A 14,484-nucleotide genomic window follows, 5' to 3' on the forward strand; every position below is an offset into this window, starting at 1 on the left:
AAGAAGGGAAAAGTGTGCAAGGAGATATTGATCTTTTGCTGGGTCATCCGCTAGGTGCCTTGCTTGGCTACTTTGCAGTAGCAATTCTTGGGCTTGTTGTATTTCTGTCTATTTTTGAAATGGTAACGAAATATAATTGCTGGGAAGAAATTCGCAAGGGGAACTTGGCAGTAGCCATGGCTACTGGTGGCAAAATCTTCGGAATTTGCAACGTACTGCGTTTCAGCATTGAATCAGGTGTTTCGATTTATGAGACGATGAAGTGGTCGGTCGTCGGTTTTTTGCTGCTGCTGCTTGCCTATTTTTTATTTGAATTCCTAACCCCAGTGTTCTCTATTGATGAGGAGATCGCTGCAGATAACCGTGCTGTTGGGCTAATAGCGATGCTGATCTCGGTTTCGTTGTCTTATGTGATCGGTGCAGCTATATTTTAAAAAAATAGAAAGTTCTGCACCTCCCTACAAAGGATTCCAGATGAAGCTGGACAAGCTTTGAAATGAGCAGCTCCACTTTGTGGAGTATTAGGAGGATATCATGAAGATTCTTACCCGAGTTCTGTTTGTGTCAGCTATTGCTTTTATAGCAGCCGGTATTATTTATTTAATGATGAACTAAATTTAAACGTGAAGTATGAAGGAGATTATTAAGATGGAAACAACTGTGTGCCCTTGGTGTCATACCGAAATCGTATGGGACGAGGAATTCGGACCCGAGGAAAATTGTCCTCACTGCAACAATGAACTTAACGGATATCGTACAGTTACTGTAGGGATAGACGGCATTGAAGAAGACGAAGAAGAAGTTGTAGAAGAACCTAAACAAGAGGTTATTAATGATGATGATCTTTGGGGAGACGTCGACAAAGACAGTGTAGTTCCTATTTACAACACGCTCAACCAATTCGGTGACGATTATGATTTGAATAAGTATGAAGAGCGTGTATCGGGCATCTTAGCGATTCAGGAAGAAGCTCCGGAATGTACACAATGCCATGAGTTAACTATCCTTGCTGGTAAACAGCTTGTTAGCAGCTTCGAGCCATCTGCACCGGCTACACTAGGTGGACCTGTATTAACATCTCCATTCTCCCTTAATGTGTATGTGTGCCCGTCTTGTTTCCATGTACAGCACAGTCTAGCGCAGGAAGACCGTATTCAGCTCGTACGTAATCTGAGTACCGATAAAGCATAAGCATCCTCATAAAAAGCTTAGTCCTCTTATTGACCATAAGGGGACTAAGCTTTTTTTATAAAAACCTCAATATTGCTTATTCACGTCCGTTTTCTAAGAAGGAGAAGGTTTGGCTGATCGTGTCAATGAGAATAGATCAAGCTCCGGCCGATGTTTACCCGCAATCGTATCTGTTAATAACTCCGCAGCAATCATGCTGTACACCGTCCCATTGCCCCCATAACCCTCGATGAAGTAGCAATGAGGGTACTTGGGATGAGGGCCGATATAAGGAAGCCCATCACGCGTAGAGCCGAATACAGCACCCCAGGAGTATTCTATCTCAATGCCTTTGATTTCAGGAAATAAAGCTTCCAGCTCTTCCAATAACCTTTGACTTTGTGAAATCACTCTGATATCACGGCGCTCTGGATCCGTCAACGGTTCATCTTTACCTCCTGCAATAATACGTCCCTCCGGTGTTGTCCGAAAATACAAATACGGTCGGGCGGTTTCCCAGAGGAGGCTCCGCTCATGCCACTTGGGGAATTCCTTCAGAGGTTTGGTCATCACTGCATACGTATTGATCAGCTCAGCGCCTCGGTCTTTTTTAAACTCCTGCGTTTCATAACCCATTGCAAAAATAACCTTCTTCGCAATAATACGTCCGTTCTCTGTGTGGCAAATTACTCCATCTTCAGTAAACTCATAGTGTTTAGCCTCGGTCTGCTCATAAACGTGTACACCATTCATTGCTGCCTTGGCGATCAGGCTGTGAACTGTCCGGAAAGGGTTCGCTTCTGCATCACTGCGTGAATAAAGTGCAGCAGGTTTAGAAAAAGAATACACCGAAGCAATTTTATCCTCTTCCCAGAAATCAGAATCGAATCCGTGAGCAACGAGGTTCTTATATTCTTCTCGCAGAGCAGGTACATCCTCTGGTGTACTGGCATATAGAAGGCTGCTGCGAGGAATGATCTGGGGATCGATATCGAGCTTGGCTGGCAGATCCAAAATATTTCTAACCCCTGCTTGGCATAACTGATAAAAGAGCAAGCCGTTCCTTTCTCCAAAAGTGTTCATACATGAGGTTAACGATTTGTCGTTAGATATCTGAAGTAAACCAGTATTGGCATGTGAGCTTCCGCTTCCGACGCGTCTTTTTTCGATCAGAACAGCCTCAGCTCCGCTTAAAGACAAGCGATAGGATGCCATTGCTCCACCCATTCCAGCCCCTACGACCAAGCAATCACAGTGAATGGTATCCTCTAGCACAGGATAAGTTGGTGGGTCTTGTAAAGTGCTTCTCCAAGGTGGGGTGCCGCTATTTAGTCTCATGAAAATGATCGCTCCTTCATTTGTTCCATAATTTAGTATGGGCGGCATTTTACCGTCTCATTCGCAGCATGTTCTTATTTTTGTCATAACTCTCTAGTGCTGTTGGGCAAATAAATGGTGTGCGTTGGCGGTATACTAAAGCCTGTTTGGATCAACTACAAGGAGGGACTACAACTCATGCAATCAATGCAAATGCAGGCACTAAGTGGAAAAGAATTGGAATATATCGCAGACTCCATCTCTAATGAGGACTTGCTTCTTAAGCAATGTGCGGCTACCGCCGCGACAACGCAGAACGAGCAGGTTCGACAAGTTTGTTTGCAGCATATCCAAAATCACACGCAGCACATGGATACACTTACTCAGTTACTCCAGCAGCATCAACAGTACGCACCAACAAGCCCACAATAATTGCATTATTAATCTTAAGGAGGTTATAAAATGAACGCACAGAATCCAGCAGCATTTATGCCAGATGAGGATTTAATGAACACCATTTTGTGTGATTTGAAGCGGACGGTTCGTGAGTATGCGACAGCTGCTACGGAATCGGCATGTCCAGCGGTTCGTCGGGTGTTTAACGACATGACCATGAACACGCTTCGACTTCAGGGCGAGCTTTATACGCAGATGTCCCAACTGAATATGTATCCTGCACCTGCAAAAGCATTGCGCCAAGATGTAGACAAACAGCTCCAAACTGCACAGCAATTGCAGCAAAAAGCCGGACAATTTGTTCAGCAAAAAACCGGACAAGCTGGATCCTTTGCTCACAATGCGAACGCTCATCTTCATTCGAATGGACAACATCAACCGTCTCATTTAATGTAACCAAGATGGTTAGCGGATGAAGCATCCTGCCACATAACCTTAAGGCTGACGCCCGTTTATACCGAGAGCTCCGGTATAAACGGGCGTTTTTTGTATAAAAATCCATTTAGCTGAGTAAACCTAGTCTTCTATGCGGATATCATATGGGGTTATTTTGTTTGCAGAGATGCTCAATTCATGTCATATTAGTATTAAACTCTTTTCGCGGGGCGACGCATGAATAGCGCAACGTCATTTGCGAACTATCCGGAGGGAAGGCATGAAGGAAATGAACGAACTAAAGAGGAAAGTGCTGGAACTGCTTAAAGAGGACGCGAGAAGATCTACTGCACTCTTAGCTACGCTGCTTGGCGAGGAAGAAGAAGACGTAAAGACAGCGATTGGGCAATTAGAGAAGGACCATGTAATTGTTAAGTATGCAGCCGTTGTAAACTGGGATAAAGTCGATGACGAGAAAGTGACAGCGCTGATTGAGGTACAGATTACACCCGAACGGGGTCGCGGATTTGAAGGCATTGCCGAGAGAATCTACCTGTATCCACAAGTGAAATCCGTTTATCTGATGTCAGGTGCTTACGATCTTCTGGTAGAAGTGGAAGGCCGAAACTTACGTGAAGTGGCCAATTTTGTATCCGAGAAGCTGTCTCCAATTGATTCAGTACTCTCAACTAAAACGAATTTCACCCTTAAAAAATACAAACAGGATGGGATCATCTTTGAGGAGCATGAGGAAGACAACCGTCTGATGATCTCTCCATAAAGGAAGTAATCATATGATCACGAATAAAACGCAGCTAACTGGAGAAGACAGCAAATCAATGAATTCTTATTTGGCCCCGCTGGTACAGCAAATTCAGCCTTCGGGTATTCGTAAGTTTTTTGATCTGGCTGCAGGGAGCAAGGATATCATATCACTCGGAGTCGGGGAACCTGATTTTAAGACCCCGTGGCATGTCAGAGAAGCTTGTGTCTATTCGCTGGAAAGAGGATTTACAGGCTATACATCCAACGCAGGAATGCCTGAACTAAGGGAGGGTATTGCGAACTATTTGCACACCCGTTTTGCAGTGGAGTATGATCCTGCCAATCAAATTATAGCAACGGTCGGCGGAAGTGAGGCAATCGATCTGGCTCTGCGCGCTTTGATCACGCCGGGCGATGAGATCCTCATACCAGAACCTTGCTATATTTCTTATTCGCCGATAACGGCTATTGGTGGAGGTATTCCTGTAGGTATCGAAACCATCGGAGAGAATGACTTTAAACTTACTGCAGAGAGTTTGGAAGCGAAGATTACTCCACGCTCCAAAGTACTAATTCTGTGCTACCCGAGCAACCCAACGGGAAGTGTTATGACCCGAGAGGATTGGGAGCCGATCGCCAAGGTTGTAGAGAAGCACGATCTTATTGTAATTTCGGATGAGATCTATGCGGAATTAACGTATGGAATTAATCATGTCAGCTTTGCCTCATTGCCAGGTATGATGGACCGTACGATTTTGGTCAGCGGTTTCTCCAAGGCTTTTGCCATGACTGGATGGAGAATGGGTTATGCTTGTGGTCACCCTGATTTGATCTCCGCTATGCTTAAGATTCACCAGTACACTGTGATGTGCGCTCCTTCTATGGGCCAGGTGGCTGCACTTGAGGCACTGACCAATGGGATGGAAGAGAAGGATCGAATGGTCGATTCTTATAACCAACGGCGGAGGCTGATTGTTAAGGGTTTGCGTGATGCGGGACTGGAGTGCCATGAACCACAAGGTGCATTTTATGCTTTTCCAAGCGTGCGCAAGACAGGACTGACATCTGATCAGTTTGCACAACGATTATTACTTGAATATAAAGTGGCAGCTGTACCTGGGAGTGTCTTTGGTTTAGGTGGTGAAGGTTACTTACGCTGTTCCTATGCTACTTCAGTAGCTCAACTGAATGAAGCTATAGAACGCATTGGTGCTTTTGTCACACAACTGGAACGAGAGAGAATGGAATAGAGAAAATTGGACTATAGCCTATCCTATAATCCTATGGTATTATTTTACTTTGAGAGTAATTAACCCCTATAATAGAACTAACAAGGACGTATTTTACTCTGGAATTAAGCGTTGCTTTGAAGTTTCTTTTATTACTTTAATGACATTTTGTGGCACGCGCTCAATAATACTTTTAGGAGGGATGATTGTGCTTAGTGCCGATTATTACTTACCTTCCTATGGAGGGCAGTGTTTTTCTGGAAGTGGGAAACTGTCCCCCAAGGGTGATGCTTCTGCTCGCATACTCTCTCTGGAAGATGAAATTAGAATACTCCGTAGCAAAATGGAGCAGCTTTTTTTGCAGGAAAAATCATTCACTTCAGATAATGTGATTGAAATTAGCAGTTTACTGGATCTCAAGATAAATGAATACATGAAGGGGCGTCCAGTTGGAAAATAACGTCGCTACATGCTGTTGAAGAGGACCCTAGGGTCCTCTTTTTGTTGTTCCTTTAAGCCTAAATGTCAGTTGCTAACTATACTCTTCATTTGCCATTTTTATATAAGAAAGCTTAAACTAGCATTATGTGATTTGAAGAATGGATAGGAGGAGTAAGCCATGGTGATCTATACACGCACGGGTGATGCGGGTCAAACTTCAGTGATTGGCGGCCGGGTTGGTAAGGACGATGTCCGAGTTGAAGCCTACGGAACGATCGATGAACTGAATTGCTTTGTAGGTCAGGCAAGGAGCCTGATGGAGGACGATCAGTTTGATGATGTACGCGAGCAGCTGCTGGAGATTCAGCATGAGCTATTCGATTGCGGAACCGATCTGGCTTTTATTAAGCTAGGTGATGGTGGTCAATATATGGTAACAAGTGAGATGGCTAAACGGTTGGAGGGCTGGATTGATGAACTTCAAGCAGAGAATCCACCACTAGAAAAATTCATCCTCCCTGGGGGCAGTCCATTGGCTTCGGTTCTACATGTGTGCCGTACGGTTTGCCGCCGGGCGGAACGCCGGGCAGTTACACTTGGACGAAATGCAGACATTAATCCGGAAGCGGTTATTTATTTGAACCGGTTATCCGATTATTTCTTTGCGCTGGCTAGGACGGCTAATACACGGGCAGGGATTACTGATGTAGAATACATTCGCAGTAAAAAGGTGTTCCGAGACTAATATGACTAGCTATTATTCACCAATTACTTACATTATACCGCCAGAAGAGGATGACTGGTTGCTGAAGACGATCCTGCATAAACGGATGGATGTCTCACGTAAATTGTTGTCACGCCTTAAGCAAACAGAACAAGGGATTACATTAAATGGAGAACGTGTTTATATCAGCGTACATGTTAAGGCAGGCGATATTGTACAGATTCGCATGGAAACAGAGACTTCGGATGATATTTTACCGCAGCCGATTCCCTTTGAAATTCTATTTGAAGATGAGCATTTGCTCGTAGTAAACAAGGCAGCTGGGATCATCGTGCATCCCACACACGGACATTACACTGATACGCTGGCTAACGGAGTAGTTCATTATTGGGCGCAAAAAAATGAACGTTTCCGCTTTCGACCCGTCCATCGTCTGGACCAGGAAACCTCCGGTGTGTTAGTCATCGCCAAGAATCCGTATAGCCATCAGCATATTTCTGAGCAGATGATTGCGGGTACAGTGGACAAACGTTATGCTGCATTTGTTCATGGGGCTCCTGTGGAGCCTTTCGGCGATATCGACGGACCTATTGACCGTGATCCTGAGGAGCCGCATCGGCGTATCGTGACACCGGATGGTTATCCTTCTCTGACTCGGTATGAGGTTAAAACCGTATACGCACAAGGTTCAAAAGTTGAACTGAAGCTGGAGAGTGGTCGTACTCATCAGATTCGGGTCCATATGACCTCTATCGGCTGTCCTTTGATTGGTGATAGCATGTATCGTCATGAGCTGTATAATCTACCGGAATTGACTTTAACTCAAAGTGAACAGTTAGAGTCCGTTACAGCACTAGATGCCTCCATACCGCGTCAAGCACTGCACGCGGTGCGTCTGACGTTCAAGCATCCGGTGCTGCTGCAGGAAATGATCTTTGAAGCTCCTTTGCCGCCTGATATGGCGGCCTTGGAGAATGTATTGGAGCAAGACCCGAAAGCGAATTTGAGGTAAAAATTATCTTAGTGATGTTAAGCGGAGAGGGTGAATTGGTTCTGGAGAAACGGAGTTTCGCCTTTATCCTCGGATTTCATCCGCAACAAGCGGACTAAATCAAGAAATCTGAGGATAACAGCGATCGGAAGAATAATTTGCCAGCGTAGCGCACTCATCACTACCATTAAAGGAGAACAACATGAGCAAACTAAAAGTATATCAATATCCAAAATGCAGCACCTGCCGCAGTACAGTAAAATGGCTACAAGCTCAAGGTCATGAGCTTGAGCTTCAAAACATCGCAGAACAGCCGCCTACCGTTGAGGAGCTGCGTGAATTGCTGGCCAATAGCGGACTTGAACTGAAAAAGTTTTTTAATACAAGTGGTGAAGTCTATAAAGCATTGGGTCTTAAGGACAAAATGGCACAGCTTAGTGAGCAGGAAAAGCTTGAGCTGCTCGCAAGCCATGGCATGCTAAATAAACGTCCGATTGTCACTGATGGTGTTAAAGTTACGGTAGGTTTTAAAGAAGATCAATATGCTGAAGCTTGGAGCAATGCTTCCAAAGTATAAATCCGTAAAGGGGATGTCCCAACAGTCATTTTATGGCTGTTGCGGCATCCCTTTTTGTTATACTCTATTTGAAAAAACAAGAATTCTAGATGGAATTACAGGGAGCTAGGTACTCGGGTAAAGCTAATTATCCCCGCCTTAGGAACTGACACTTCAAGTAATCCTTTGTTGATTTGCTGGGTTTGTAAGCTGATGAGTTGTCCGCAACAATCTTTAACCTGTATCTTGTAGTACGCTGGGGAAAGAGAGCTTCGGATGACTAGCTTTTCGCTATAGGTTCCGTTCACAATGAATAAATGGGAAGCATCCTGATCTATAGGAACAACAGCATCGGCATAGATAGCGATAATTTGTATGTCGTCTTTTCGTGCAGTCACTAAAGGATATAGTAACTCCGGTTGCTGTGGGTATAACGCTCCTCTGAGCAGAACATCGCTATGCTCCCTGCTGAAAGCTAGCCAGAAACGCAGCATAGCTAAATAATCCTCCCCGATGTCATTAAGACGCAGGGAGATTTGCGGAACAGAGAAGATCACGTTGATCAATTGCATGGCCGCACTCTCTAAAGGTTCATTCGGGTTAAACATGATCATATCGGAATGAACAGCTGTATTTCCTGACAGAAGACGCAGGTCAAGTGTACGGACTCTGTTCTGAATAGAATCATTAGGGCAGTCGTTCGCTCGGAACATGTTGCCGTATTTTCGCATCAGAGGGCCTATATAGGTCTGGCGGAATTCAATCAGAATATCAGGTTTGATGGCTTTTAATCGATCCATAACATCGGAGAGCAAGCGGTCAACTGCTTCCGGCACCGATTCGTAATCCCTACCCTCTGCAGTTCCTTCCTTCTGATCTGGACTGAGTCTGAAGCTGTCCACGAAATCCAACTTTAGTCCGTCGATATCCCAGCCTGTAACGGCCTGTTCGTAGGTGTGGATCAAATACTCCCGTACATCTGGGTAACGAGGATCAAGCACGCCGGCGTTTAGTTTTTCATCTACGCGAAGCAGCTTATTCTCAAATTGACCCCATACCTTGCTGCATTTGCCTACAAACGGAACGGAATACCAAAGCATGTATTTCATGTCAAGTCGATGAACAGCTTCGACATGCGATTTCATGTCTGGAATCTTACCATCATAAACCTCCCAGTCGCCAGTAAAAGCGTAACCCCGATTGTTGTCGTCTGTTTGCCAGCCGTCATCGACGATAATGCTGTCACAGCCGAGTTCCTTAGCAAGTCTACATTGCTCCTCTAATTCGGCGGCGCTCAACGCTTGGTGGAAGGAATACCAGGTAGAGTACATAGGACGTAAGGCTGCATCAGGGACTGCGGCCGGTTTATAGCCGGGTAAGGTCTCCCACCATAATGTTACATCCTCCAACGCCTTATGGTATGGAATATTTCTATGGTCGATCCGAAGTGTAGCTTCATAATGGTCCATCTTCGGTAGGGCTTCTTCGAACAGGGTTACAGAGCATAGGAAACTGGAGTCCTCTTCATGGATACCGGCTTTAATGGACACATTGTTCAAGGCATCACTAAAAGCAAAGGTCATGCGGTTCTGTCCGCTTAAGTTGAACAGGGAAGCCACTGGCGCGAGGGAAGTACTTTTGGATTGGAAGCCATCGCCCCAATCTACCTGAAAAGCTTTATTTCGGTCCGTTCCCGGATGCCACAGGGAATGGATGTCAACTGCGGGGATAGACCACTCTATACGGCACACGGGTGGATAATCTTTTTGCAAGGCTGTTAACCGGATATGAATCAGAAAAAGATTCTCCTCGATGGTCTCAACAGTGGTAGTGCTCTCAAAGAAAGGGTTGTCGCTAATAAGAGTTACATGGGGACAGTCGTTGTTGATTAAAGTTTTCATAATGCCTCCTAGTTCAAAAAATAGATATTTACTGTTTACCATTCGTTATGAGTATAATATTTACGAAACATATAGTAAACAAGAATATATAATATAAATTATTATCTGATAAAAGCTTCATTAATAGCGAAAATAAATGATGAAAGCGATTAAATATAAGTATTGTCAAACAAAATAATCCCTGTTATATTAGAACCACGCATAAGTTCGCTGATGTTTAGTAAACAAACATAATTTAGATTGGCAAATGATTGGCTAAACTATAAAATGATTGTGAGGGGTGTTTCCCAAATATGAAGTGAAAAGGTGATTAGTTTTGGCAACTATTCGTGATATCGCAAGTCTGGCAGGGGTATCTGCATCTACTGTTTCCCGGGTGTTGAACGGAGATCCTTCATTATCGGTATTGGAGGAAACAAGGAGAAAGATTCTGTCCGCTGCGGAACAACTGCAATATAAAGGGAGTCAGCGACGTCCAGTAACTCATGCGGCACATCTGAAAGATTATAAAATTGGGTTAGTAACCTTTTGTTCGGAGCAATTTGAATCAGAGGACCCCTATTATTTGTCCATCAGACTGCAAATCGAAAAAGAGTTCAATCAGCTTGGTCTGCATATTACTCGTACTATCCGCTGGGTAAACCATGAATCCTATGAAAGCCTGTCAGGTTTAGATGGACTTATTGTGATTGGGAAATTCGAGTTTGATCCTTATAATTTATTTTTTAGTCGGATACAGAATGTCGTCTTTGTGGACTACTCACCGGATGAGAATCGCTTTGATTCCGTTGTTAACGACTTCGATAAAGTAACTCGAACAGCATTAGATCATCTTCTTGGACTTGGATATACGAGGATCGGTCTAATCAGCTCGCGTGATTTCATTAATCGTTTTGGCTCCAATTCCGGTACAGATTCATTGGATCAGCGGCAAAGTAGCTTTGAAGCTTATATGAAGCAAAAGAATTTGTACATGCCTGAACATGTCCACATCGGCAATAACTTTTCTATGTCCACTGGATATCAGCTCATGAAGGATGCGATTGAGAAGCAAAACTTGCCGGAGGCCTTTTTGATCGGTTCGGACCCGATGGCTATCGCAGCCGGAAGGGCGCTGAAGGAAGCGGGCTTAAAGGTTCCCAAAGATGTAGCCCTCGTCGGTATCGATGATATTGAAATGGCCGCCTATGCCAATCCGCCGTTAACGACGGTGAAAATCTATACAGAACAGATGGGTCAGAGCGCGGTAAAGATGCTGCTGGAACGTATCGGTGGTAGAGAAGTGCCGTTAAAGATTGTACTTCCATCTAAACTGATCATCAGAAGCAGCTGCGGTGCAGAAACCCATTCATCTGAAGGTAGTTAAACATTCAAAAGGGGGACAACATGATGAAAAAATGGTCTTTGATTGTTTTATCTCTGCTTGTTGTAATTGCGTTATCCGCTTGCTCCGGTAACGGAGGAAACACAGCCCAAAGCTCCTCAAACTCTGGCGGTAACAGTGGGACTCCTAAAGGGAAAATTACGTTTGCTTATTGGGGGGCCCAGTCAGAGGCTGACGCCATTAAGCAAGCGATAGATAACTTTAAGAAGACTTATCCAGATATTCAAGTAGAAAGTCAATGGATTCAAAAGGATTATCTGACGAAATTACAGACGATGATTGCCGGGGGGACTGCACCGGATGTGATGCTGATCTCCGGAGGGGATTTACCTGGTTTTGCAAACGCTTTCCAAGAATTAGAAGTGGATGGATCCGTCTTCAGCTCACCTACACTGCTTGATTCCATGAGTGTAGATGGCAAAGCCTACGCGGCGCCTTTCATTATTAAGCCTAAGGTTATGGCAATTAATGTGGACCTTTTTGAGAAGAATGACATTCCGCTTCCGAGCAAAACGGAGCCAATGACGACTGATGAGTTCAATGATATCGCCAAGAAGCTAACATCTGGTGAGGGAGCTACCAAGGTTTTTGGTTCTGAACCGCTATACCTGGGCAACTGGATCTATTCGTTCGGTGGGCAATTCTATAGTGATGATCTGACCCAATCAGCATTGGGTGAGCCTGAAGCCATTAAAGCCGCTGAGTATATGGTTGCTTCCAAGCAAGAGGGTATTGTACCGAATGATACAGAAAAACAAGGTCAGAACATGATGAACTGGTATCTTGGCGGCAGAATCGGTATGTTCACCGACTTTGGTCCTTGGTACCTACCGCAGATGGCTGAAGTAGAAAGCTTTAAATGGGATCTAGTACCGTTCCCTGGAGGTGGCGGTTCTAAGGAAGTCAACGGTCTGGCACTTAGCAAAGACAGCAAGAACGCGGAAGCGGCTAAGATTTTCATTAATCACCTGACACAGAATGAAGAAACTCAAAAAATTATTGGCGGCAACAAAAATGCCTATGGAATTCCTGTTCTGAGCAGTGCTACTAGTGCATTTGAAGCCATTTATCCGGATAAGAATCTGAATGCCTTCGTTCTTGCTGCGGAGAAGCAGCATGCACAGGAAGCTCAGAAGCGTACGAATGAGATCGGTAACGAGATGAAAGCTATCGACGATACGACCCCGATCGGAATTGGTCAAAAGGATGTTAAGGAAGTATTCCCGCAGGTAGCAGAGAAGATTAATAAGATCCTACAACAAAACTAACGGGAGAATACTATGAATGGAATAATAGAAGGGATTTACAATTTCTATGAAGGAATGGGGATGCCGGCAGAATTACTGCCGCTTCTCCCTTTTCTGACCGTGATTGCGCTGGTCTTCATTGTTATTTTTGTATTGATGAGAATGCTGGTGAAGAAGAAGATTATGCATACCAAAACGGCTAGCTTTTATATGTTCGTTTCGGTCTGGATTATCGGTTTTCTATTGTTTACGGTAGGCCCGATGATCTTCTCGTTCTATATCAGCTTCAATAAATGGGAAGTGGTCAGTGATCCGCAGTGGACGGGGCTGGACAATTACCGGATGCTGTTCAAAGACACACTTTTCTATAAATCGTTGTCCGTTACTTTTTATTACACATTGGTAAGTGTTCCGCTGCAGGTCATTTTGTCGTTTGCTATTGCAATCCTGATGAATCTGAAGCTTCGCGGTATTTATATTTTCCGTACGATCTATTATCTCCCTACCCTGGTGCAGGGTGTTGCACAAATGGTACTGTTCATCTGGATCTTTAATCCGAATGTCGGTCTCGTGAACTCGCTGCTGCGTTTGGTTGGCATTGAAGGTCCTGGTTGGTTCTCCAGTCCGGATTGGTCGATGCCTGCGGTAATTATTATGAGCCTTTGGACCGTTGGCGGTAATATGATCATTTATCTGGCCGGCTTGTCAGACATTCCGCAAAGTTTATATGAAGCGGCCGAAATCGATGGTGCCACTGCCGCGAGAAAAATATGGCATGTTACTCTGCCTCAGATCTCGCCTATCCTTTTCTTCAATACAGTCACAAGTATGATAGGCGCCTTCCAGACGTTTACCCAAGGTTTCATGATCAACGGAGGGCCAGATAATTCATTGCTTTTCTATGCTTATTACCTATATCAAAATGCCTTTATGTGGTTCAAAATGGGCTACGGTTCTGCGCTGGCCTGGGTACTCTTTGTAATTATCCTAGTGTTCACCGCGATTGTATTCCGCAGCAGTGCTTTATGGGTGTACTACGAAACAGAGCAAACCGGAGGGAGGAAGCGTCGTGTCCGTCAAAAAAGAGCGTAATTCTGCTAAGAAAAAGTGGCACTGGCTGGCCTATCTTCTGCTGCTAATCGGGAGCGTTGCGTTCCTGTATCCATTTGTTTGGATGGTCTCTGCCTCATTGCGAAGTCTAGAGGAGCTTGCAGTTTCGGGGATGAGTATTTGGCCGGAGCACTGGCGTTGGGCCAACTATGCCAAGGCACTCACCGCCTTTCCATTCCCGCAATATTTGCTTAATACCTTGATTACAACCGTTCTGCCCATTATAGGTACGGTGCTGTCCTGTTCGCTTGTCGGCTACGCGTTTGCTCGGTTAAAGGTTAGAGGAAGCGGATTCCTATTCGTACTCGTCCTCTCAACCATGCTGCTACCCGGCGAAGTAACGATGATCCCACAGTTCATTTTGTTCAAAAAGCTGGGCATGCTCGATACACTTTATCCATTGATCGTTCCGGCTTTCTTTGGCTCAGCATTCTATATTTTCTTATTGCGCCAGTTTTATTCTCGGTTGCCTGTTGGGCTTGAGGAAGCGGCAATCATCGACGGATGCGGTTACTTTAAAATTTGGCGGACGATCTTCCTCCCGCTGTCCAAACCGGCTTTGATGGCTGTTGGCGTCATGGTCTTCATGGGATCCTGGAACAACTTCATGGGGCCGCTGATTTATATTAACAGTGATAAATGGAAGACGCTCACGCTTGGACTCGCTGGATTTCAAGGCACCTATGCCACAGATACCAATTTGTTGATGGCTGCAGCAGTCGTAATAACTCTGCCATGTATACTATTGTTCTTTACATCGCAAAAGGCATTTATGGAGGGTCTGACCTTCTCGGGTTCTAAGGAAAGCTAAACAGAAT

16 protein-coding genes are annotated in these 14,484 nt (G+C 44.7%); 14 read left to right on the forward strand and 2 right to left on the reverse strand.

Going from position 1 to position 14,484, the window contains the following annotated elements:
- Positions 1-14 precede the first annotated feature (14 nt).
- On the forward strand, positions 15-434 hold the full coding sequence (locus MKY99_RS08065; protein ID WP_042125581.1) for a DUF350 domain-containing protein: 420 nt from the start codon (positions 15-17) through the stop codon (positions 432-434).
- Positions 435-648: 214 nt separating this feature from the next.
- Positions 649-1,191, forward strand: coding sequence for a hypothetical protein (locus tag MKY99_RS08070; RefSeq protein ID WP_339269792.1), 543 nt, complete (start codon positions 649-651; stop codon positions 1,189-1,191).
- 93 nt (positions 1,192-1,284) lie between these two features.
- Here MKY99_RS08070 and MKY99_RS08075 read toward each other — a convergent pair whose 3' ends face one another.
- Positions 1,285-2,508 carry an FAD-dependent oxidoreductase gene (locus MKY99_RS08075; RefSeq protein ID WP_339269794.1) on the reverse strand — a complete coding sequence of 408 codons (1,224 nt, stop codon included), beginning with the start codon at positions 2,506-2,508 and terminating at the stop codon, positions 1,285-1,287.
- Positions 2,509-2,685: 177 nt separating this feature from the next.
- On the opposite strand from MKY99_RS08075, the gene MKY99_RS08080 reads away from it, so the two are divergent.
- The 8 genes from MKY99_RS08080 (at position 2,686) to MKY99_RS08115 (ending at position 8,045) form a co-directional block, all read left to right on the forward strand.
- A complete protein-coding gene (locus MKY99_RS08080) occupies positions 2,686-2,919 on the forward strand; it encodes a spore coat protein (protein WP_042186181.1) in 234 nt (77 codons plus the stop codon).
- A gap of 30 nt (positions 2,920-2,949) precedes the next feature.
- A complete protein-coding gene (locus tag MKY99_RS08085; RefSeq protein ID WP_042186183.1) occupies positions 2,950-3,339 on the forward strand; it encodes a spore coat protein in 390 nt (129 codons plus the stop codon).
- 259 nt (positions 3,340-3,598) lie between these two features.
- A complete protein-coding gene (locus MKY99_RS08090) occupies positions 3,599-4,099 on the forward strand; it encodes an Lrp/AsnC family transcriptional regulator (RefSeq protein ID WP_042125589.1) in 501 nt (166 codons plus the stop codon).
- A 13-nt stretch (positions 4,100-4,112) separates the two neighbouring features.
- Positions 4,113-5,333: an aminotransferase class I/II-fold pyridoxal phosphate-dependent enzyme gene (locus tag MKY99_RS08095; protein ID WP_042186187.1), complete on the forward strand. Its 1,221-nt coding sequence runs from the start codon at positions 4,113-4,115 to the stop codon at positions 5,331-5,333.
- A 250-nt stretch (positions 5,334-5,583) separates the two neighbouring features.
- A complete protein-coding gene (locus tag MKY99_RS08100; RefSeq protein WP_052404481.1) occupies positions 5,584-5,772 on the forward strand; it encodes an aspartyl-phosphate phosphatase Spo0E family protein in 189 nt (62 codons plus the stop codon).
- 159 nt (positions 5,773-5,931) lie between these two features.
- Entirely contained in the window at positions 5,932-6,498 is a 567-nt protein-coding gene (locus MKY99_RS08105; RefSeq protein WP_042186191.1) for a cob(I)yrinic acid a,c-diamide adenosyltransferase, read from the forward strand.
- 1 nt (position 6,499) lies between these two features.
- Entirely contained in the window at positions 6,500-7,489 is a 990-nt protein-coding gene (locus MKY99_RS08110) for an RluA family pseudouridine synthase (RefSeq protein ID WP_339269797.1), read from the forward strand.
- A gap of 181 nt (positions 7,490-7,670) precedes the next feature.
- Positions 7,671-8,045, forward strand: coding sequence for an arsenate reductase family protein (locus MKY99_RS08115; protein WP_339269799.1), 375 nt, complete (start codon positions 7,671-7,673; stop codon positions 8,043-8,045).
- Positions 8,046-8,140: 95 nt separating this feature from the next.
- Here the strand turns inward: MKY99_RS08115 and MKY99_RS08120 are convergent, their stop codons facing one another.
- Positions 8,141-9,925 carry a glycoside hydrolase family 36 protein gene (locus tag MKY99_RS08120; RefSeq protein ID WP_339269801.1) on the reverse strand — a complete coding sequence of 595 codons (1,785 nt, stop codon included), beginning with the start codon at positions 9,923-9,925 and terminating at the stop codon, positions 8,141-8,143.
- Positions 9,926-10,241: 316 nt separating this feature from the next.
- Between MKY99_RS08120 and MKY99_RS08125 the strand changes: the two genes are divergently transcribed.
- From MKY99_RS08125 to MKY99_RS08140, 4 genes are read left to right on the forward strand one after another with little or no spacing between them, the layout of a single operon-like run.
- Positions 10,242-11,291 carry a LacI family DNA-binding transcriptional regulator gene (locus tag MKY99_RS08125; RefSeq protein WP_339269803.1) on the forward strand — a complete coding sequence of 350 codons (1,050 nt, stop codon included), beginning with the start codon at positions 10,242-10,244 and terminating at the stop codon, positions 11,289-11,291.
- Positions 11,292-11,311: 20 nt separating this feature from the next.
- Positions 11,312-12,577 carry a sugar ABC transporter substrate-binding protein gene (locus MKY99_RS08130; RefSeq protein ID WP_081951063.1) on the forward strand — a complete coding sequence of 422 codons (1,266 nt, stop codon included), beginning with the start codon at positions 11,312-11,314 and terminating at the stop codon, positions 12,575-12,577.
- A 12-nt stretch (positions 12,578-12,589) separates the two neighbouring features.
- Entirely contained in the window at positions 12,590-13,648 is a 1,059-nt protein-coding gene (locus MKY99_RS08135) for a sugar ABC transporter permease (protein WP_339269805.1), read from the forward strand.
- On the forward strand, positions 13,626-14,477 hold the full coding sequence (locus MKY99_RS08140) for a carbohydrate ABC transporter permease (protein ID WP_339269807.1): 852 nt from the start codon (positions 13,626-13,628) through the stop codon (positions 14,475-14,477). Before MKY99_RS08135 ends, MKY99_RS08140 begins: the two co-directional genes overlap by 23 nt.
- Positions 14,478-14,484: the final 7 nt, after the last annotated feature.

Source organism: Paenibacillus sp. FSL R5-0470 (assembly GCF_037975205.1).
Taxonomy (GTDB): Bacteria; Bacillota; Bacilli; order Paenibacillales; family Paenibacillaceae; genus Paenibacillus_AQ.